The sequence below is a fragment of the Bacillus sp. FSL P4-0248 genome (assembly GCF_038593305.1).
Classification (GTDB): Bacteria; Bacillota; Bacilli; order Bacillales; family Bacillaceae; genus Bacillus; species Bacillus safensis.
On the sequence record NZ_CP151983.1, the window covers coordinates 1,247,646 to 1,268,424 of the forward strand.

General features: G+C 40.4%; 20 protein-coding genes, 1 pseudogene and 3 riboswitches. Of the genes and pseudogenes, 15 read left to right on the forward strand and 6 right to left on the reverse strand.

What is annotated here, in order from left to right; all coding sequences use genetic code 11:
- Positions 1 to 20: 20 nt before the first annotated feature.
- Positions 21 to 185, forward strand: a complete 165-nt coding sequence (locus NST65_RS06295) for a stress protein (RefSeq protein WP_034281517.1) — start codon at positions 21 to 23, stop codon at positions 183 to 185.
- Positions 186 to 542: 357 nt separating this feature from the next.
- Positions 543 to 1,007, forward strand: coding sequence for a MarR family transcriptional regulator (locus NST65_RS06300; protein WP_087975546.1), 465 nt, complete (start codon positions 543 to 545; stop codon positions 1,005 to 1,007).
- A gap of 30 nt (positions 1,008 to 1,037) precedes the next feature.
- Here the strand turns inward: NST65_RS06300 and NST65_RS06305 are convergent, their stop codons facing one another.
- The gene (locus NST65_RS06305) at positions 1,038 to 3,458 is read right to left on the reverse strand and encodes an EAL domain-containing protein (protein WP_065214286.1); all 2,421 of its coding nucleotides are present in this window, start codon (positions 3,456 to 3,458) and stop codon (positions 1,038 to 1,040) included.
- A 246-nt stretch (positions 3,459 to 3,704) separates the two neighbouring features.
- On the opposite strand from NST65_RS06305, the gene NST65_RS06310 reads away from it, so the two are divergent.
- From NST65_RS06310 to NST65_RS06325, 4 genes and pseudogenes are all read left to right on the forward strand, one after another.
- Positions 3,705 to 4,319, forward strand: a complete 615-nt coding sequence (locus NST65_RS06310) for a DedA family protein (RefSeq protein WP_034281519.1) — start codon at positions 3,705 to 3,707, stop codon at positions 4,317 to 4,319.
- 77 nt (positions 4,320 to 4,396) lie between these two features.
- Positions 4,397 to 4,503: riboswitch (yybP-ykoY riboswitch) on the forward strand.
- A pseudogene (locus NST65_RS06315) lies at positions 4,499 to 5,390 on the forward strand (TerC family protein). It overlaps the preceding riboswitch by 5 nt.
- Before the next feature lie 215 nt (positions 5,391 to 5,605).
- The gene (sigI, locus tag NST65_RS06320) at positions 5,606 to 6,361 is read left to right on the forward strand and encodes an RNA polymerase sigma factor SigI (RefSeq protein WP_003210952.1); all 756 of its coding nucleotides are present in this window, start codon (positions 5,606 to 5,608) and stop codon (positions 6,359 to 6,361) included.
- The gene (locus NST65_RS06325; RefSeq protein ID WP_061109749.1) at positions 6,358 to 7,536 is read left to right on the forward strand and encodes an anti-sigma factor domain-containing protein; all 1,179 of its coding nucleotides are present in this window, start codon (positions 6,358 to 6,360) and stop codon (positions 7,534 to 7,536) included. Before sigI ends, NST65_RS06325 begins: the two co-directional genes overlap by 4 nt.
- Before the next feature lie 36 nt (positions 7,537 to 7,572).
- Here the strand turns inward: NST65_RS06325 and NST65_RS06330 are convergent, their stop codons facing one another.
- The gene (locus NST65_RS06330) at positions 7,573 to 7,770 is read right to left on the reverse strand and encodes an alpha/beta-type small acid-soluble spore protein (RefSeq protein ID WP_034281522.1); all 198 of its coding nucleotides are present in this window, start codon (positions 7,768 to 7,770) and stop codon (positions 7,573 to 7,575) included.
- Positions 7,771 to 7,893: 123 nt separating this feature from the next.
- The gene (locus NST65_RS06335; protein ID WP_025092320.1) at positions 7,894 to 8,610 is read right to left on the reverse strand and encodes a DUF1836 domain-containing protein; all 717 of its coding nucleotides are present in this window, start codon (positions 8,608 to 8,610) and stop codon (positions 7,894 to 7,896) included.
- A 278-nt stretch (positions 8,611 to 8,888) separates the two neighbouring features.
- On the opposite strand from NST65_RS06335, the gene htpX reads away from it, so the two are divergent.
- The 5 genes from htpX to NST65_RS06360 all read left to right on the forward strand — a co-directional run bounded on the left by htpX (position 8,889) and on the right by NST65_RS06360 (position 12,429).
- The gene (gene htpX / locus NST65_RS06340; RefSeq protein WP_342489347.1) at positions 8,889 to 9,788 is read left to right on the forward strand and encodes a protease HtpX; all 900 of its coding nucleotides are present in this window, start codon (positions 8,889 to 8,891) and stop codon (positions 9,786 to 9,788) included.
- Between the two features lie 144 nt (positions 9,789 to 9,932).
- Positions 9,933 to 11,279, forward strand: coding sequence for a TrkH family potassium uptake protein (locus NST65_RS06345; RefSeq protein WP_080701186.1), 1,347 nt, complete (start codon positions 9,933 to 9,935; stop codon positions 11,277 to 11,279).
- Between the two features lie 294 nt (positions 11,280 to 11,573).
- Positions 11,574 to 12,092 (forward strand): YetF domain-containing protein, encoded by a 519-nt coding sequence (locus NST65_RS06350; RefSeq protein ID WP_046310749.1) that lies wholly within the window; start codon positions 11,574 to 11,576, stop codon positions 12,090 to 12,092.
- Positions 12,093 to 12,098: 6 nt separating this feature from the next.
- Positions 12,099 to 12,263 (forward strand): hypothetical protein, encoded by a 165-nt coding sequence (locus NST65_RS06355; protein ID WP_087975542.1) that lies wholly within the window; start codon positions 12,099 to 12,101, stop codon positions 12,261 to 12,263.
- Positions 12,256 to 12,429 (forward strand): hypothetical protein, encoded by a 174-nt coding sequence (locus NST65_RS06360; protein ID WP_170825835.1) that lies wholly within the window; start codon positions 12,256 to 12,258, stop codon positions 12,427 to 12,429. The genes NST65_RS06355 and NST65_RS06360 overlap by 8 nt, the downstream gene beginning before the upstream one ends.
- Before the next feature lie 26 nt (positions 12,430 to 12,455).
- On the opposite strand, the gene NST65_RS06365 is transcribed toward NST65_RS06360, so the two are convergent.
- Positions 12,456 to 13,475 (reverse strand): acyltransferase family protein, encoded by a 1,020-nt coding sequence (locus NST65_RS06365; protein WP_024426826.1) that lies wholly within the window; start codon positions 13,473 to 13,475, stop codon positions 12,456 to 12,458.
- A 293-nt stretch (positions 13,476 to 13,768) separates the two neighbouring features.
- On the opposite strand from NST65_RS06365, the gene NST65_RS06370 reads away from it, so the two are divergent.
- The 3 genes from NST65_RS06370 (at position 13,769) to NST65_RS06380 (ending at position 16,699) form a co-directional block, all read left to right on the forward strand.
- Positions 13,769 to 15,979: a PAS domain-containing sensor histidine kinase gene (locus tag NST65_RS06370; protein ID WP_034281528.1), complete on the forward strand. Its 2,211-nt coding sequence runs from the start codon at positions 13,769 to 13,771 to the stop codon at positions 15,977 to 15,979.
- Between the two features lies 1 nt (position 15,980).
- Positions 15,981 to 16,472 carry a methylated-DNA--[protein]-cysteine S-methyltransferase gene (locus NST65_RS06375; RefSeq protein WP_046310751.1) on the forward strand — a complete coding sequence of 164 codons (492 nt, stop codon included), beginning with the start codon at positions 15,981 to 15,983 and terminating at the stop codon, positions 16,470 to 16,472.
- An 89-nt stretch (positions 16,473 to 16,561) separates the two neighbouring features.
- Positions 16,562 to 16,699 carry a hypothetical protein gene (locus tag NST65_RS06380; protein ID WP_165585032.1) on the forward strand — a complete coding sequence of 46 codons (138 nt, stop codon included), beginning with the start codon at positions 16,562 to 16,564 and terminating at the stop codon, positions 16,697 to 16,699.
- A gap of 24 nt (positions 16,700 to 16,723) precedes the next feature.
- Here the strand turns inward: NST65_RS06380 and mtnA are convergent, their stop codons facing one another.
- Positions 16,724 to 17,785: an S-methyl-5-thioribose-1-phosphate isomerase gene (gene mtnA, locus NST65_RS06385; RefSeq protein WP_041116442.1), complete on the reverse strand. Its 1,062-nt coding sequence runs from the start codon at positions 17,783 to 17,785 to the stop codon at positions 16,724 to 16,726.
- A gap of 6 nt (positions 17,786 to 17,791) precedes the next feature.
- Entirely contained in the window at positions 17,792 to 18,985 is a 1,194-nt protein-coding gene (gene mtnK / locus NST65_RS06390) for an S-methyl-5-thioribose kinase (RefSeq protein ID WP_041116443.1), read from the reverse strand.
- 79 nt (positions 18,986 to 19,064) lie between these two features.
- A riboswitch (SAM riboswitch) is annotated at positions 19,065 to 19,224 on the reverse strand.
- A gap of 163 nt (positions 19,225 to 19,387) precedes the next feature.
- Between mtnK and NST65_RS06395 the strand changes: the two genes are divergently transcribed.
- Entirely contained in the window at positions 19,388 to 20,578 is a 1,191-nt protein-coding gene (locus NST65_RS06395) for a pyridoxal phosphate-dependent aminotransferase (RefSeq protein WP_041116445.1), read from the forward strand.
- A 44-nt stretch (positions 20,579 to 20,622) separates the two neighbouring features.
- Positions 20,623 to 20,724: riboswitch (SAM riboswitch) on the forward strand.
- Positions 20,725 to 20,779 lie beyond the last annotated feature (55 nt).

Genomic DNA, 20,779 nt, shown 5'->3' on the forward strand with positions numbered 1-20,779 from the left:
CTTGATAGGAGGGATAATCGGTGCGGCGTATATTAAAAGAAGCTTTAGCAAAGGAAAGACATTATTATACGAAGCAGCTATGTTCATTAGGAGTTTACAGCCCTGATGCGGCCAAGGACATGACAATTAGTGACTTAAAAAAAGAGTATCATTTCTTTTTCAACAAAACAGAGCGCTATTTGTAAAAATCCCTTGAAATGTGCGTATGTCACATAAAGGGTTCTTTTTTTGTGTTTAATATTATAGCAATATTGAATTTTGTAGAAATTTGGCGAATGAAGTGTAAGAAACCATAGATTCTTTACAGATTTTGTTAAAGTGTGTCGCATCTTGATGGTTTGCTGAAAAAGCTTTTTTTCGAGATGATTGTGAAAAATAAGAAGGATTTTAAAAGTTTATATCGAAACCTTATACATAACACGAATGGAGTCACTTATGTGGTTGAAAGGGTTTTCAAAAACGTACTTCTATTTTTTACGAAAGGCTCCAACTGCACCGCAAGACAGCCTTGAAGTTAAAAAAATATTATAAGAGGTAGATATGTGATGAGACTATCGTTTAATGAAGAAGAAGTAGAACGCTCAATGACGCTTTACAAGGTTTTTGCAAGAGCATTTAAAAGCGTTTCAGAACACAGTATTAGAGACAGCAAAGAGCATGGATTCAATCCAACTGAATTTGCCGTTCTTGAATTACTGTACACAAGAGGTGCTCAAAAGCTTCAGCAAATCGGCTCAAGACTCCTGCTTGTCAGCGGGAATGTGACGTACGTAATTGACAAATTAGAACGAAATGGTTTCATTGAAAGAGAACAGGACCCCAAGGATAAACGGTCTGTTTATGCCCATTTAACGGAAAAAGGGCGAAGCTATCTTGACAAGATTTATCCGATCCACTCTCTTCGGATTGCGCGTGCATTCTCTGGTCTGACGCGTGAAGAGCAAGAGCAATTGATTAGTCTATTGAAAAAAGCAGGTATTCACAGTCAGCATTTATTATTTAGATAAAACGAAAAGGTGCCAATGATGGCACCTTTTTTATGTGTCAAGCAGCGCCGGATAGGCGATGAATTTTTCAATATCGCTTGCTGGCAGCGGCTTGGCATAATAAAACCCTTGCAGGTCGTCACAGCCCTGGGCAGATAATAGCTGAGCCTGTGCAAATGTTTCAACACCTTCTGCTATCACTTCGAGAGATAATTGATGTCCCATCGCTATAATAGCCCCTGTAATCTGTTCAGACTTTGAATCACTTAAAATATCCTCTATAAAGGATTTATCAATTTTCAGTCGATGAATCGGTAAATCCTTTAAATAGCTTAATGAGCTGTGGCCTGTACCGAAATCATCAATACTAATGCGGACGCCAAGCTGTTTCAACGACGTTAACACCTGTTTTGATTGCTTGATATTGTCCATTGTCATACTTTCTGTGACTTCAAGCTCCAAGAGTGACGGTTTCAGGTCGTATTTTTTCAGTGTGAGCTTGATCAAATCAATTAAGTCTTCAGAATTGAATTGTTTCGCAGATAAATTGACAGCCACAGGAATCTTCAGCCCATCGTCATACCACATTTTTGCCTGCTTGCCAGCCGTATCAATGACCCATCTGCCAATATCGATGATCAGTCCTGATTCCTCTGCCAGCTCAATAAAAGCTTCAGGTGACTTTAAGGAACCATCTGGTGCCTTCATTCTCAAAAGGGCTTCAACCCCAGTCATTTTTCTTGTTTTGGCACTGACTTGCGGCTGGTAGTGAAGGACAAATTGTTCTCTTTGAATGGCATCCCTCAGCTCCAGCTCCCGGTTTAACCTGTCCTCACTCAATCTTTCCATGGATTCGGTAAAGAATTCATAACGGCTTTGCTTATGTTTTTTGGATAAATACATGGCCATATCGGCTTTTCTCATCAGTTCCATCCCGTTTTTTCCATTTTGCGGAGAGATAGCGATTCCAATGCTGATCGATGTAATGAGCTGATGGTTCTGGATGAAAAAAGGACGTTCAAATTGATGGATGATATTTTTAGAAAATTGTTCGATTTTATGTGTATCATGATCCATGTGGGGAAAGATCATTAAAAATTCATCACCGCCAAGTCTTGCGATAAAGCCATTGTCCGGTAAACATTGCGTTAGTCTGTTTGCGGCAGCTTTCAGCAGTAAGTCTCCTATGTTATGACCAAGTGCATCATTAATAATTTTAAAACGATTTAAGTCCAGAAACAGAACCGCTGTTGATGTTTTTGACTTTTCTTGAGCGGAGAGAACATCATTTAAATGATTGATGCCGTGGCGGCGGTTAGGAAGCTCTGTTAGTGCATCATAATGTGCCATCACATGAATTTCTTTTTCTGCAATCCGCTGCTGTGTTAAATCTTTTAAAACAAGATAAATGCTGTCGAGTGAATTGTTCACATGAACAGGTATGTAAGTGACATGATAATAATAAAAACGATCTGCTGCTTTCAGTTCTGCTTCGCGTGTGATGGCCTTTTTTGACTGAGAAATAAATTCTTCCCACAACTCAGTCGGCATCACATATTGGCTGACATCATCACCAATCTTAGAATTGCACAACTCTAAGATTTGTTTACCAGAGTCATTTGCAGAAAGAACCTTTCGATCGACAGATAACACGATAATGCCGTCTATATTATGTTTGATGAGCGATTGAAACCGCTGTTCATTTTCTTTCAGCTGATCTGACTGCGTCATGATCCGGTGATCAATATAGGCACCAAAGATCATCAGCGTTTGAACAATAAGTGTCATCAATCCGATGAAAATCGACAGACTGAATGGCGACATTTCAAGATAGCCGCCTGCAGCGGCCTGTCCATTTGAATGATAAAACATGGTAGAGGCAGCCATACCAGTATAATGCATGCCTGCTATAGCACCGCCCATCAACATTGAACCAAGGCTCTTTAAAAGATAATTCTTCCGTTTACTTTTCATGTGCTCAACACGAAAGAAGAGCTTCAATGAAAAGTAGGAGGCAATGGCAGCGATGAAAAATGAAAGAAAAAAGAGGACTGGATCATAGCTGATTGAGACATTGGCCATTGATTCCATTCCAAGATAATGCATGCTGCAAATAGCTGTACCTATAGTGATTGAACTAATGAGCAGCCTTCTTCTAGAGACCTGCTTTTGAATGCATATTGAAAAAGCAATCAAGGATCCGATAAATGAGGCCAAAATCGATAAAATCAGTAAGGACGTATCATATGTAATGCCAACACGCATTTGAAATGCCATCATGCCAATAAAATGCATCGACCATATCCCCATTCCCATGATCATTGCACCAATGAGCAGCCATACCTTTTTCTTTGCACCGCTTGACTGTGCTACCCTGCTGGCTATATGAAGAGCTGAGTAGGAGGCGACAGCGGCGACAGCGATTGACAGAAAGACAAGCCATCCATTGTAGCTTCCTGTTAAATGGGTCATGTAAGAAAACCTCCTGTATCTTAAAACAGACATATACTTAATATATCGGATCGAATGGCTTCTGTGTTCACCTTTCCTTCACTTAAATAAAACAATCAACGTTTTTTTCATCCTTCTTTTATAGTAAAATCAAATTTAATGTAAAAAAACGATGAAAAGTGAATCGTTTCTTCGGTTTTATTCGTTTAATATATGGTGTGATTCTAAAAGAGATAGAATCAGTCAAATGATTATGTGTGAAAGGGATTGATAAACATCGAAGATTTTATTATTTCATTAGCTGATGCCTTTAAGAACTTGTCATACTTTGGCATCTTCCTCGCATTATGCATTGAATTTGTACCTGCTGAAGTGGTTTTGCCTCTTGCGGGTTACTGGGTCTCAGAAGGGGACATGGCCTTTATCGGTGTTGTGGCGGCCGGCTCCATTGGCGGCGTGGCTGGCCCGTTGACCTTGTACTGGTTAGGACGTTACGGCGGCAGACCCTTTTTAAATAAATATGGAAAGTACTTTTTTATAAAACCTGAGTCACTTGATAAATCGGATGCTTTCTTTGAAAAGCATGGCGGATTGGTCGCATTCAGCGGCCGGTTTATACCAGGAGTCAGAACACTGATCTCCATCCCGTGCGGTATTGCTAAGATGAATGTGTGGGTCTTTTGCCTGTATACGTTTTTGGCGATTACACCAATTACGTTTGTGTATGTGTATCTTGGGTTTATGCTTGGGGAGAACTGGAAAGAGGTTGGCGCTATGTTAGATCCTTATCTTTTACCAATTGGAATCGGTGTTGTGTTATTGTTTGTTCTGTACCTATTTATAAAACGAAGAAAAAGAAAAACAGAAACGCCAACTGCCTAATCAATGGATCGAACAGAAAGTCACCTGTTGACAATTCAGTGTCTATTGATTAAGATATAAGTAATCTAAATATTCTAAATCCCGCCAAAGGGGAGTAGCGTCCGGTTTTTACCGGAAACAAAGTCGTCATTACATGGACTGATGTTCATCGGCTTTGTTGGCATGATTCTACATATCACATGTCTAGCAAGACCTTTGCCATTACAGGCAAAGGTCTTTTTTGCATTCATAAGCCTTTGTCTGTTGTGGGACAATAGATAAAAACAAGGAGGAATGATGATGGATGCAGCTATTATTTTAGAGTACGGGTGGGTTCTGCTCGTACTGATTGGATTAGAAGGGATTTTAGCAGCTGATAACGCACTGGTCATGGCCGTGATGGTCAAACACCTTCCTGAAAAACAAAGAAAAAAGGCACTGTTTTACGGACTTGCAGGTGCGTTTGTCATGCGGTTTGGTTCTCTGTTTCTTATTTCTTTTTTAGTGGATGTGTGGCAAGTTCAAGCCATTGGTGCCATTTATCTTCTTTATATTTCCATTCACCATATTTTAAAATCGCACGTATTTAAGAAAAAAGAAACAGATACAAACATGAAACAAAGCGGCTTCTGGGCAACAGTCGTGAAAGTAGAGCTTGCCGACATTGCTTTTGCTGTAGATTCCATTTTAGCGGCAGTCGCTTTAGCTGTGACACTGCCAAAAACAAGTCTTCCGCAAATCGGCGGACTCGATGGCGGTCAATTTATTGTTATTCTTTTAGGCGGTATCATTGGTCTTGTTATTATGCGATTTGCAGCAACGGTCTTTGTGAAACTGCTCAAAACAAGACCGAGCCTAGAAACAGCAGCATTTGTCATTGTCGGATGGGTGGGTGTGAAGCTCACGCTTTATACACTGTCACATCCAGCCATCGGTGTCGTATCGTCTCACTTTATCCATTCAGCATTATGGAAAGTCATTTTCTGGACAGTGCTTCTCGCAATTGCAGCATTTGGCTGGTTTTTATCAAGTCCATCAAGAAAAGGCGGGCAGGAAAACGAGGAGAAACAAGAGGCACGCCTGGGAGAGTAGGTTTTTTGAAAGAAATATCATTTCATTTTCATAACACGTATATTACAAATAAGGGGGAGATACCCCCTTATTTCTTTGCTTTTAGACGAAACATTGTAAAGTAGATGGTGACATACATGTCATAATTGAGTAACAGGAAATGAATTCCTCATTTCTTCCTTTGCGCTTCCCTCATAAATTAGCTATCATAAATGAGTAATATAGGGAGAACTGAGGTGAAACCATTGCTTAGCCTTTTGTTTAAAAAAGGAAAGAAAAAGCAAACATTAGAGCAGTCGGCTATCAGTATTCAACAAGGTGATATCGAACTGCAAAATGCATTAATAGAGCAATACAAACCATTTGTCGCTAAGACGGTTTCATCCGTTTGTAAACGATATATAGATGAAAAAGATGATGAATTCAGCATAGGCTTAATAGCCTTTAATGAAGCGATAGAAAAATACTCTGCCGAAAAAGGAAACTCACTGCTTGCTTTCGCAGAATTAATTATTAAAAGAAAAGTGATTGACTATATTCGAAAAGAAGCAAGAAATGCGCCAACGGTTCAAATGGACCTGCAAGAAAGTGAGAATGGCGAATACTCTCAAAGCATGATTGAAGCAGAGCTCTCTGCAAATGAATATAGGCGTTTAATTGAACAAGAACATAGAAGAGAAGAGATTGAACATTTTAAAGAACGATTGAAAGTTTACGGTCTCACGTTTCAAGAGCTGCTTGAGCATTCACCAAAGCATGCAGATGCCAGACAAAATGCCATTAAAGTAGCCCATACACTCGTTGAACATGATGAGCTGAGAACCATTTTATTTCAGAAAAAACAATTGCCTGTCAAACAGCTGGAAAAGCTAGTGGAAGTCAGCCGCAAAACGATTGAGAGAAATAGAAAATATATCATTGCGATGGCGATCATTATGACAGGTGATTATGTGTATTTGAAAGATTACCTTAAAGGGGTGCTTAATTCATGAGAAGAGGCATTATAGTAGAGAAAAACAAAAAATATGTCACGCTGCTGACCCCTGATGGACAATTTCTGCGGACAAAATATGAAGAGCAAAACTATGAAATCGGCCAAGAAGTGACTTTTCCGAATGAATCACGTCTCGAAAGAAAAAGAGCCGGTTTTTTTGACCTGCTTCGTTTACGTCCGTTAAATGCAGGAATCCTATCAATAGCAGCGATTATTGTCGTGATTTTTACTATGATGCCATCTTTCTCAAGTCAAAAAGCATATGCGTATATGACAATTGACATTAATCCAAGCTTTGAGCTGAAGCTTGATCACAATTATCAAGTGATCGGTGTCACACCGCTGAATAAAGATGCAAAGCAAGTACTGGCGAGTATGAAGGATTTGGAAAAAAACGACATGACCAAAGTCGTGCAGGAAATTATAGATGACTGTGACAAAAAAGGATATGTGAACAATTCTAAAAGTATTTATATTTCAACCGTTTATGAAAACAAGCAGGACAATACATATAAAACAAACGTAAAAAGCAAAATTAACACCATTTCTGGTGAATATCAAAAACGCAATTATAAGCTGGAAACTGTGGAAAGTGACCTGGAAACAAGAGAAAAAGCTCAAAAGGCAGGCATTTCAACAGGAACATATATTAGAAATCAAGAAATGCAAAATAAAGAACATGAAGACATCAAAAAGGATGAAGACGCAGCAGAGAACGATGCTGTGAAGGAAGAAGATCCTAAGAAACATGAAGAAGAACAAGCAGATAAAGACAATCAAGAAGACGTAAAGACAGACGATAGCGAAGAGATGCAGCCAGATCAAGAGGCTCCTGAAGCTGAGCACAAAGAGCAGAAGGAGGCAGAGAGGGAAGAGCAAGGATCTGTTCAAAAGCCTCAAAAACCTGATAATGAAAGCAAAGACAGCAACATAAAGGAAGAAAAGGATCATTCTTTCGATAAAGAGCAAAAAAAAAATCACTCAACTGATCCTGATGAAAGAAGACACTGGAACGGTACATCACGTGGTGATGCAGAAAAACACGCAAAAAAAAACGGCAGGGATCAGAACAATCCATCCGCTGAACAAAAAAGAGAACATGCAAAGCAAAAAGGGAAAGGTGCACCGTTTCCTTATCGCGAGAACCGGCATGAGCACACATATCAACAATAAAAAAACGCCAGAATAGCTCCGGCGTATTTCACCATGTCATGATTTAGATTGATTACCCATTTGTGATTGAGCCTGTTGAACGAGTCTTTTTGTGATTTCACCGCCAACAGAACCGTTTGCACGTGAAACTGTATCTGAACCGAGAGTGACGCCAAATTCTTGAGCGATCTCGTATTTAAATTGATCTAAAGCTTGTTCTACTCCAGGAACAAGAAGTTGATTTCGATTTGCCATGTTCGTATTCCTCCTTTCACCTCATGTTTGTTGCGCCTTCTTATTTTGAAAAAAAAGCCGTACAATTATGCTGGCAATTGCTGTACAAAAAACCGAGATGATGAAGGTCACCTCGGTTCTTATTTATCCCTTATTCAGCTGCAGCGTATTATACATCATTTCTTGAGCTGTACTTTGCAAATGAGAAGTAAATACAGAGAAGACGGTAGAACTGATAATCCCTTTAATCAAATTCCATTGGCTCTTCGTCAATTCTGTAAACTCGTCATGAAGCTTGTCTGTCTGCTCCTCGGTTATTTCTCGTAAATTTGTTTCCTTTAATGGAAATTGTGTATGGTGATAAATAAAATCAAGGACGTGCGCATATGCTTCATAAAAACGGATTGGACTAATAATATCATCTGTTCGATCTGTGATGGTGTTAAATAAGGCAGATAAGATCATACGTATGGTATCGAAGTCAAAAACTGATTTTAAATCCCTGACAATTAATAAAATAACGACCTGATCAATAGAGTACTTCTTGCCAAGCTCTGGATGGCCAATCATATCTTTAATATCACGTTTGATCCAATTTTGGATCGCCGTCGATTTAAGAGAAGTCAGCTCACACAAGTTGCCAAGCTCAACAATTTCATTTGTAGAAAGACCATGCTCTGATTTTTGCTTCCGCCGTTCAAGCTTCTCAAAAAAAGACGGGATCTTTAATTCATCATAGTCATGATCCTTGCCATTTTTTACAGATAGTTTCAAAAGCTGAAGCGGAGTCAGATCTCCCTCTCCTTTTAGAGAATACAGAAGTCTTGTCATGTCAATTCTCGTTAATTTAAAAGTAACCATGTTCCACCTCATTTGTACGTCAAAACGTGATTATTGATCTAATTCAACATCATAGTCTCTTTTTGATGAAAATGCAAAATAAACTCAAAATCAGACCTGTGCGTCACAATTTGTTCACTTTTCTGCTGGGGCAAATGTCGTAAATATTGATGTGACGGGGCTTTAGCCGTTATGATAAACAAAGAAAGTGATTCCTTTTTCCTTGCAATTTGAGACGTTTATTTTTATAATTTTATTAATAAGTTCATTTGAACTTAATATGACAGCGGAGGTTATGTATGGGTAAGAGAATATTTCTGTTTATATTAACGAACATTCTTGTTATCACTACGATTGGTATTGTACTGTCGGTTATTAGTGCAGCAACTGGTGTTGATTCTTATATAGGAGCAGACGGAAGACTTGATATCGTTTATCTTCTTGTATTCAGTGCAGTTGTTGGTTTTGTTGGCTCGTTTATGTCACTTGCAATGTCTCGATGGATGGCAAAAATGATGATGGGTGTACGTGTGTTAAATCCAGAAAAGGATTCATTAACATATGATGAGCAGCAGCTAGTTGACCGCGTGCACAGACTTTCAAGAGCAGCAGGCCTTTCTAAAATGCCTGAGGTTGGTATTTATCAATCATCTGAAGTAAATGCTTTTGCAACAGGTCCTTCTAAGAGAAGATCACTTGTTGCGGTATCAACTGGATTGCTTCAGGAAATGGATGATGCAGCAGTTGAAGGTGTAATCGCCCACGAAGTCGCTCACGTTGCAAATGGTGACATGGTGACCATGACGCTGCTTCAAGGAATTGTCAACACGTTTGTTGTGTTCCTTTCAAGAATTGCGGCATGGATCGCTAGCCGTTTTGTTTCACGCGAAGAGCTTGTGCCGATTGTTCATTTTATCGCTGTGATTGTTTTCCAAATCATTTTCTCTATCCTAGGAAGCCTTGTCGTGTTTGCATATTCTAGACACCGTGAATTCCATGCAGACCGCGGCGGAGCCGACCTTGCAGGTAAAGATAAAATGATTCATGCGCTTCGTTCACTTGAGGCGTACACGTCAAGAATCAAAGATGATGATCAAACAGCAGTCGCTACACTTAAAATCAGCGGTAAACGAAAAGCTTCTCTTTTCTCAACACACCCTGATTTAAACGAAAGAATCAGAAGACTAGAAGCAAAATAAGAAAGAGGAAAAAGACATTCTTTAACAGGATGTCTTTTCTTTTTGATGAAAATGAAAATAAAGCATAAAATAGCTTTAAAATCATGTCTCTTTTCATTAAAATGATAAAGGTATTCGAAAAGATAGATAAAAGAAGGAATGATAATGAATCCTATAAAAAAGCTAATTGACCGGCTGTCAGCTTTTCAGTTGATTGCCCTTTATTATTTTCTTGCTGTGACCGTGTCGTTTATTCTTCTCAGCCTGCCAGTGGCTCATCAAGAGGGAGTCAAATGGACATTCATTGATGCCTTGTTTACAGCGGTGAGTGCTGTAAGTGTTACAGGACTGACTGTTGTCGACACCTCACAAACATTTAGTGTGGCAGGGATGTGGATCCTTGCATTTGTTCTGCAAATCGGAGGCATCGGCATTATGACGCTCGGTACCTTCGTATGGCTAGTTATGCGAAAAAGAATTGGAATTAAAGAAAGAAAGCTTATCATGGCAGATCAAAACCAAAGCAATTTATCTGGAATTGTGAAACTAATGAAGCAGGTCTTATATTTAATTTTGCTGATTGAGTTTGTCGGCGGGCTGATTTTAAGCATGTATTTTCTCAAGTATTACGATGTGCAAGGCGCTTTCTTACATGGCTTCTTCTCAAGTATTAGTGCGACAACCAATGGGGGCTTCGATATTACAGGGAGTTCTCTTATTCCTTACAAAGATGATTATTTCGTCCAGTTTATTACGATGCTGCTGATCATCTTTGGAGCGATTGGTTTTCCTGTGCTCGTGGAAGTGAAGGATTATTTGTTCAATCAGGACCGAAAGCACGCATCATTCTCATTGTTTACAAAAATCACAACGCTCACGTTCGGCGGCCTTGTCGTTGTTGGAGCGATTGGAATATATGCACTTGAAGCCGGGTTTAGCTTTGTAGGGAAAAGCTGGCACGAAATCTTGTTCTATTCTTTGTTTCAATCGACTGCAACAAGAAGCGGGGGGCTGACAACGTTAGATATTACGCAGCTGACGGAACCGACGCTTTTATTTTTATGTATGCTCATGTTTATCGGGGCTTCCCCAAGCTCTGTGGGGGGCGGCATTCGGACAACTACGTTTGCTCTTAATTTACTTGCCTTGTTTCATTTTGCTAGGGGAAATAAGTCCATTAAAATCTTCAAGAGAGAGCTTCATCAAGCGGATATTAATAAATCCCTTATGGTAACCATGATGGCCTTTATTTTGGTCTTTGGCGCTACGTTCCTGTTATCCTTAACAGAGCATAATACACTTCTTGAAAATTTATTTGAAGTCTGCTCTGCTTTCGGAACAACGGGGCTGTCGCTTGGGATCACCTCAGATCTCACTGTGTTTGGTAAATGTATCATCATGGTGGTCATGTTTATTGGCCGGATCGGCATTCCAAGCTTTTTATATTTAATAGGCCGGAGAGAAAGCGAAGCGAATTATCATTATCCGAAAGAGCGCGTCATTATTGGCTAAACAGCATTCAATTTGAATGCTGTCAGCGTGTAGACAAACCCTCGCATTCGCCCGCAGTTCTGCGCTCCGGTACTCACGAATGTCAAATTCGCTCCGTTCCGGTGCTCGTCCTTCCTAGACTTAAAAGGTTTTCTATCACGCTGAAATGAAAACAAAGGGCCAAAATGATCTTCATTTTGGCCCTTTGTCAACATCTTACGGCATTCAATTCGAATGCTGTTTTTTTATTTCCATTATCTAACTGGCTAAATCACATGGGATGTTCGCAATCTATAGGTAAGAGGTGAACGAGACGTGCTGGATGTGTTATGGAAAGCAATTGTCATGCTGCTAGTTGGTACCTTGCTGCTGAGAATAGCAGGGCCTAAATCGATTAGTCAATTAACTGTACAACAAACAGTCATCATGATTTCAATCGGATCGATTATTATCCAACCCTTTATTGAGCATAATTTACTTGAAACCATTTATGCAGCTACCATCTTTATTGTGGCACTTGTCATTATGGAGAAGCTGTCGATTCAATCGGATTTTTTTGAAAAATTGCTTTCAGGCAAATCGGTCGTGATTTTACAGGATGGCCAAATGCTTGATCATAAGCTGAAGAAAACAAGGCTCACAAGGGACGAATTTAAAATGCGTTTAAAGCAGCAAGGCATCACTGACATCAGCTGTCTCAAAAAAGCCACGCTAGAAGCCAATGGGCAAATTGGCTATGAGTTAAAACCTGAGGAAAAGCCAGTGACGGTCAAGCAAATGAAAGAACTCCTTGACCAATTAAGAGAAGAACTAAACCTGTCAAAAAAGGACTGAATTCAGATGAAAAGAAAAGCAGCGAAAAATGAAGCATTAACAAATAATATGACGCCGACAGAAAGTATGGCACATGATCAAGGACAAACTCAATTTGACGAACAATCAAGAGATCGTCAGGCAAACCGAAATTCTCATAAAGGGAAACAAGGGGGAGCATCTCGTGACTAAGAAGCATATGAAGAGCAAAGAGATGAAGGACCATAAAAAGCCAATGGACCCAGATATTTTAGAAGAGGAATTTGGCAGTGAGCTTGGAGATATTAACAGCAGCAAATGGATTGATACGTTGGTAAAGCCAAAGAAAGATGATGCATGTCAGCAGAATAAGAAATAGAAAAAACGATCCATGAAGGATCGTTTTTATTTGATATAACTGCCTTGCCTGCCGGTGATCGTTCGCATGAGATGGGTCATTTTGAGCTCGATCACTGGCTGTGCAACGGTTTTGACAAAAGTGCTAGACAGGGTAAAGGTTAACAGAATGGTCAGCAGCAATAAAATGAGTACACTTGCTGCATTTAGCGCCCAGTCATCAAACCAAGTGGTTCTTAGCAGCTTGATCACAAAGCCGTGTAATAAATAAACATATAACGTTCTTGTTCCCCATTTTGTAAAGAAGAAACGGCGTGTTGGAACTAATGCAAAGAAGCTGAAAGTAGCGCCAAATGCAAGCAAATACCATGCCATTCGTTTCATCGCCGCAATCATTCCTTCATCCCCAAGAGAAGCATACGACTTTGAGCCAAATAAGAAGGAATAATCAAATTCATAGAAGTAGCAAAACAGGAACACAGCCATTAATACAAAAAGTGCTGCCAGCTTTCCTTTGCTTGTACGGATGAATTCAAAATGCTGCTTTTTTAAATAGAATCCAGCTAAAAACATAGGCAAAAAGACAAACGTACGTGATAAGCTGAGTGTATCGCTGATGCTGTCCACATAACCGACGAGTAAAGCAATCGATAAACTGACGATCATCGCCCAGTGAAACGGCAGTTTTGAAAAAGGAATGAGCAGCAAATTCCAAAAGAATAAACTAATTAAAAACCATAAGGACCATTGTGGATCAATTGGATTTAAATTGGCCATGCTTTGATCCTGCAAGAGATAATAGTAAACCGAATAGATCACCTGAAAGATTAAATATGGGATGATCAGCTTAACGGCGACTTTTTTCATAAAGCCCGGTTTTCTAAACCCTTTTGCAAAAAAGCCAGAAACTAAAATAAAGGCGGGCATGTGAAAGGTATAAATAAACTTGTATAAATAGAGCATCCAGTCATTATCATGAATGAATGATCGTAACAAATGACCAAAAACAACTAGAAAAATCAGAAGGAATTTCGCATTATCAAAATAACTATCTCGTGAAGATGCCATAACATCACCTTTCCTGCTCGATTTCAAACATAAATATTCTAAGTGCACTGTTCCCTTATTTGCCTCATTCTAAAATACATTTTCGCTCAATTCGCTATTTGATGTGAAATTGTAGAATGGTTGTAAAAGAAGCGTAAGAAAAGTGAACCGTTATACAATCCTGTCATCCAAATGAAATAAATGAGACAGTCTTCGTGTAAAAAGTTATCTTTTTTTATGAGTCGAATGAAGGAACAATGAAAATATTGTAGAAATATTGTAGAGGAATGAGGCTGGAAAAGGAGTGTAAGAGAATGACTGAAACGCTCGATGGCAATAGGTTAACCCCTGCGGGAGATATCAGAAAATTAGAAAAAGAGAACGAATATTTGCGAACTGAGTTAATGCAACAAAAAATGCTATTAAATAAGACGCTAGATGCCATTTTTATATTTGATCAGCACCTCAACATCATCCAAGCCAACGAAGCAACATGCAGGCTTGTCCAGACACCGAAAGAAGACCTCCTCAATAAATCCGTTCTAGATTTCCTATACGGCATCCCGAAAGATAAAATTGAATGTTCACTCGATCTATTTTTTCGAAAAGGTACGTTAAAAAGAGAGATCTCCATTCAGCTGGAAAATGGTGAGACAAAATACATTGAATTTGTCGCAGAGCACGATACCATGAGTCAGCAATATATTGTGGTCATGCGAGATATTTCTTCAAAGAAAATATTAGAACGAGAACGCTCCATGAATGAGCAGCTGTTCAAAGATTTGTTTGACCGAGCCATTGACGGGATGGTCATTTTTGATCAGGATGGCTGCATGATTGATGCGAATCATTCTTTTTGTCAGAGCTTTGAGCTGCAAAAGACTGATTTAACCGATCGCTATTTACATGAATTTGTCGAAGAAGAAAATCTTCCCGCCTTGCAGCATCTTTTAACGTCACTTAAAGAAACAGGGAAAGCAAAAGGGGAGCTTCCTGTTACCCTTCAATCTGGCCAGCAAAAATTATTTGAACTCACCATTACATCAAATGTGATGAGTGGTTTTTATATGTCCATCATGCGGGATATTACAGAAAAAAGACTGATGGAAGAGAAGCTGTTAAAAAGTGAAGAACGCTTTAGAGAAATTTTTGAAAATGCAATGGATGCCATCATCATATGGGCGGACGATGGAGAGATTGTGAAAGCCAATGAATCAGCCTGCCGAATTTTTGAATTACCGATGCACTCGCTGATTGGCAAAAAACTCACCGACTTTCTCGTCAAATCTGATAAGAGATATAGACCAACAAGAAGACGCTATATCCGGAATGATGAAATAAGGGAAGAGCTGTTGTTCAAAATGGCTAATGGACAGTATAAAGAGCTTGAGTTTACTTCAAAGCATGCGGTATTAGAAGGACAGCACTTAACCATTTTACGTAATGTAAGTGATCGAAAAAGAATGGAGCAGGAGCTGCGCGAAAGTGAGCTCAAATTCCGTAAAGTCTTTAATGGCTCAATGGACGGCATTGTTCTTTTTGATAATCAATACCGAATCATTGAAGTCAATCCATCTGCCAGCGAGCTGCTTCAATTGAAGGACGATCATTTAACAGAAATGAATCTTTTCCACATCCTTGCTCCTTATCAAATAGAAAATTTGGCTCAGCCCGCCGAGGCGATGTCATTAGATGAAATGGATAATGAGGTTCCGTTTGTACTGAACCATCCAGATCAGCGTATCCTGGAATTCTCTTTTAAACGCAACATTATCCATAATATGAATTTGGCGATCTTTAGAGATGTGACAGAGCGGAAGGAATTAGAAGAGCGGGTGAGAAAATCAGATACCCTTCATGTGGTCGGAGAGCTTGCCGCTGGAATTGCTCATGAAATTAGAAACCCGATGACAGCATTAAAAGGCTTCATTCAGCTGTTAAAAGGAAATATAGAAGGGGAATATTCGCTCTATTTTAATGTCATCACATCAGAGCTGAAAAGGATTGAATCCATCATCACCGAATTTTTGATTTTAGCGAAACCGCAAGCCATTGTATATGAAGAAAAAAATGTGGTGCAAATTGTGAAAGACACGATGGATCTTCTGCACGCACAGGCGAATCTTGGCAATGTTCAAATGCATCTCAATGTGCTGGATGAGATTCCGCTCATTTATTGTGAACAAAACCAATTAAAGCAGGTCTTTATTAACATTTTAAAAAATGCAATTGAAGTCATGCCGCGCAAAGGAAATGTCTATGTGAGCATTCAGCGGAAGGGCGAGGAGCATATTGTCATTTCACTGCGTGATGAAGGCTGCGGAATGGCAGAGGATAAGCTAAAGCGTCTAGGCGAGCCTTTTTATACAACGAAAGAAAGAGGAACTGGACTTGGCTTAATGGTTAGTTATAAAATTATTGAAGAGCATCAAGGAACCATTGAGGTAGAAAGTGAGGAAGGCGTAGGAACCGTCTTCCATCTCACGCTGCCACTTAGGCAGCAGAAACAAGAAGGAGAGCAGTAACGTGTATTATACCGTCTATCACGCACCCATCGGGGAATTATACATACTAGAAAAGGACGGTGCCATCATCGAGGTGATGTTTGATGATGAACCGTTTTTAGCAAAAAAGCAGGCAGCGAATCTAAAGCAAGCAGATACGCCTGTCTTACAAGAAGCGAAAAAGCAGCTAGATGAATATTTCAAAGGTGAGCGGCAAGTATTCGATCTCCCGCTCAAGCAAACTGGTTCTCCGTTCCAAGAGCAGGTGTGGGAAGCATTGTCGGCCATTCCATATGGTGAATCAAAAAGCTATGCAGACATTGCAGAAGCGATTGGCAATCCAAAGGCTGTAAGAGCCATCGGACAAGCTAACAGACGAAATGCATTACCTATTTTTATCCCGTGTCACAGGGTGATTGGAAAAGACCGGACTCTGACGGGCTATGCAGGATCGAAAACAGACATGAAAGCGGTCCTCCTTGAATTAGAAGGCATCCCATTTGTTCAAAAATAAATCGATTGACCTGTTCCGAATGTTTGTCAAGCGACATATCCTTTTATTAAGCTAAAAAAGTTGGTTGAGGGAAAAAGGAGGGCGCTGGCATGTTTTGGGGCAAAAAAGGCAAAATGTATGCCGTGACGTCACTATGTGTCAAAATGAACGTTTTGACAGAAGAACAAAAAAAAGAAATCTTAACAAAAACGAATCAAGAACCAAAAAAGCGCGGTGCTCTTAAATGACAAGAACACGGCGCTTTTTTGCGATCACTGGGAGATGCTTTCGGCGAAAAGAGCATCAATCTCTTCTGCATAGTTCGATGTGATAATTCCCTTTTCTGTAATGATGCCTGAAATAAGATGATGAGGAGTGACATCAAAGGCGGGATTGAATACCTGAACATCAGGCGGTGCAATGGGGACGCCGTTTAATTCCTTTACTTCCAGCGGGTCGCGCTCTTCAATTGGAATATCTGACCCGTCGCGGGTGGATACATCAAAGGTTGAAAGCGGTGCTGCTACAAAAAACGGAATGTTAAAATGCTTGGCTAGAACGGCAAGACCTAACGTTCCAATCTTATTCGCTGTATCTCCATTACGGGCGATACGGTCAGCTCCAACAATGACAGCAGAAATTTGCTTTTCCTTCATCGTATGGGCTGCCATGTTATCTGTAATGAGCGTCACATCCACGCCGCCTTGCATGAGCTCCCATGTTGTCAGACGAGCGCCTTGAAGAACAGGGCGTGTTTCACATGCATAAATGTGAAGATCAAGATTTTTCTTTTTGGCTAAATAAAAGGGAGCAAGGGCTGTTCCATACCGGCTCGTTGCGATGGAGCCTGCATTACAAATGGTCATGATACGGTCACCTGATTTAAAGAGCTGAAGTGCATTTTGACCGATTTGTCTGCATGTTTCTTCATCTTCTATTTGAATTTGAATGGCTTCATGCACAAGGTCTGTTTTGGCTGCATTCACTGATGCTGCACGCTGAATGCGCTGCAGCAGCCGGTCTAATGCCCAGGCGAGGTTCACAGCGGTTGGACGAGCACTGTTTAAATATTCTTTGATTCGAATGACTTCTTGTTTAAAAACATCCAATTCTTCTGTTTCAATTGCTTGTGCACTAAGCGCCAGCCCAAAAGCTGCTGTAATGCCAATCGCAGGCGCTCCGCGTACTTTTAATGACACAATCGCATCATACACATCTTCTTTCGTATATAAATGCTCAAATACGGTTTCGGTTGGTAATTTTTGCTGATTTAAAATGTTAATACGGTTTTCTTCCCATTCGACAGAACGGGGGACTTCAAATTCTTTTGACAAAACCCGTCACTCCTTTACAGATGGCTGGAATAATGCGACGAGGTCAGACGCTGTTTCCACTGCATGATATTGTTTGATAAATGTTTTTCCAAGTGTCAGTGCTGCTTTTTTCTGCTGAATCCGTCTAGTTGGTGATGGAATTGCATCAAGGTCAGCGGCATGAGCAAGACCAATTGTTCGGCGGACAAGCTCACAGCCGGCAAAGCCTGTTGCTTCTTTTAAAATCCGGTCAAACGTTGTTTCTAAAAAGCTGTCCGATACACTAAACGCTTCAATGCTGTCCTCTTTCCAAGCTTTTGTGAACACTTCTTTGAAGGTTGCCCATACATTGACGACATGGTTAAAAAGGTGCTGCTGCTCGTGTTCATTCTCGCGAGATAAAGCATTCAGGAACAGATTGGCGATAAAGTGGCCGATATCGAATCCGAAGGGACCGTAAAACGCGAATTCTGGATCAATGATTTTCGTTTCAGTTTCATTTGCAAAAATACTGCCTGTATGAAGATCTCCATGAACCAATGTTTCAGCTGATGTCAGGAAGATACGCTTTAATTCTGCTGCCCTAGCTTGCACTTCAAGATCTGCCCAAAGCGCTTCTGCTGATTCTCTTAATTCTTCTTCGAAGTCATTTGTTTCACTATCGAAGAAAGGGTCTGTGAAGACGAGTTTTTCTGTGATATCACACAGGTCAGGGTTCGTAAATTGCTTCACAAATTGTTTTTTGATTTTAGGATTTGTAGCAAAGTCAGATGTGTAAAAAAGTGTTTTTCCTAAAAATTCTCCAACATGATCAGATAAATGCGGATATTGTTTTCCGGCAATTAGCCCTTTTCTGACGATTTCTAAGTGGGAGAGATCCTCCATGGCTGTCACTGCAAGAGCTGTATCTGAATAATAGACTGCTGGTACAAGGTGAGGCGCATATTCTGACTGCTTGATCAGGGCGGCACTTTCAATTCTTGCCCGGTCTAATGTAAGCGGCCAGCTCTCCCCTACCACCTTTGCATAAGGCAGCGCCTGCTTGATGATCAATCCTTTTTCTTGTTTGTGATCATAAATATGAAAGACGTAATTTAAATTCCCGTCCCCAATTTCAGTACATGTCAAATGACTGCTTTCTTGGATCAAGCCAAGTCTAATTGCGAGTGCAACTGCCGAGCTTTCTGTTAGTTCTTCATATGATGCCGTAAGTGTAACCAATTGCTTCCCCTCCAAATCATATAAAAAAGCCTCTTTCTCCTGAGAGAAAGAGGCTTGATGGTGTGTATGCTCAAAGCCTCTCTTATCTCTCAGCACATACGTCTGATGGAATTAGCACCGTGCCCTATAAGACAATTGTCTTGGCGCGTTACTTGCTGCGCCCCACTTCACAGTGGTATTAACGGTCGGTTGCTGTTGGGGTCAAAAGGCCAAATCCCTCGCCCAACTCTCGATAAGAGAAATCAATATGTAATTGTTTCGTGTCTGATTGCATTTCTTAATTCAAGATATTATCAGAGCTGCGCTTTACATGTCAATCTTTTTTCAAAATTGCTTTACAATTCATAAAACAATCCATTACAGTGATTGTATTGTCACGTAACTTGAATAGAAGGTGAAGAAATGGAATTCCAGCAATCAGATGTGTTGAAACAATTACCGAAACAATTTTTTGCGTCCCTTGTCCAAAAGGTGCAGAAAAAAGTGCGGGAAGGGGCAGATATCATTAATTTGGGGCAGGGAAATCCTGATCAGCCAACTCCTCCGCACATTGTAAAAGCCATGCAGGAAGCGGTAGCAAAACCTGAAAATCATCAATACTCCTCATTCCGTGGAACAGCGAAATTAAAAAAGGCTGCTGCCGCTTTTTATGAAAGAGAATATGGGGTCGCACTTGATCCAAAAACGGAAATTGCGATTTTATTTGGCGGGAAAGCAGGGCTTGTTGAGCTGCCGCAATGTCTGCTGAATCCGGGTGATACGCTTCTTGTCCCTGATCCTGGTTATCCTGATTATTGGTCAGGCGCTGTGCTTGCTGGAGCGCATATGGTAACCATGCCACTTCTTGAAAAAAATGATTTTTTACCTGACTACGATTTGCTGCCTGAAGATGATAAGAAAAAGGCAAAATTAATGTATTTAAATTACCCCAACAATCCGACAGGGGCTACGGCAAGCCGTGCATTTTTTGAAGAAACCGTTACGTTTGCGAAAGATCACGAGCTATGTGTAGTCCATGATTTTGCATATGGCGGCATTGGATTTGATGGAGAAAAGCCGCTCAGCTTTCTGCAAGTAGAGGGAGCGAAAGAGACGGGAATAGAAATTTACACATTATCTAAAACGTACAATATGGCAGGGTGGAGAGTAGGATTCGCAGCAGGAAATTCGTCTGTTATTGAAGCGGTTGAGCTTTATCAGGATCATCTGTTTGTCTCGCTGTTTAAAGCCACTCAAGATGCAGCAGCGGAAGCGCTATTAAGCGATCAAACGTGCGTGCAGGTGCAAAATGATCGATATGAGAAAAGGCGGAATGTGTGGATGGCTGCCTGCAAAGAAATTGGCTGGGAAGTCAGTGCACCAAAAGGTTCATTTTTTGCTTGGTTAAAGGTGCCGGAAGGATATACATCTGAAGCCTTTTCTGACTTATTATTAGAGAAGGCACATGTTGTTGTTGCGCCAGGTAATGGCTTTGGTGCTCACGGTGAAGGGTACGTGAGAGTAGGGCTTCTAACAAGTGAGGAGCGGTTACAAGAAGCCGCTCAGCGCATCGCTGCTTTGAAGCTGTTTGAAAAAAAGCCATTGACAACATAAAAAAATGGTGCGATAATTCAGGCAATATTTAAGAAAATTGAATATTCTTATCAAGAGTAGGCAGAGGGACTAGCCCAATGAAGCCCGGCAACCGACTTCCATGAAGCACGGTGCTAATTCTTGCAGCAAGCGCTGAGAGATAAGATTCGGATGAATGACACGAAACAACCTCTTTAAGGCGCTCATGAAGCACTTGAAGAG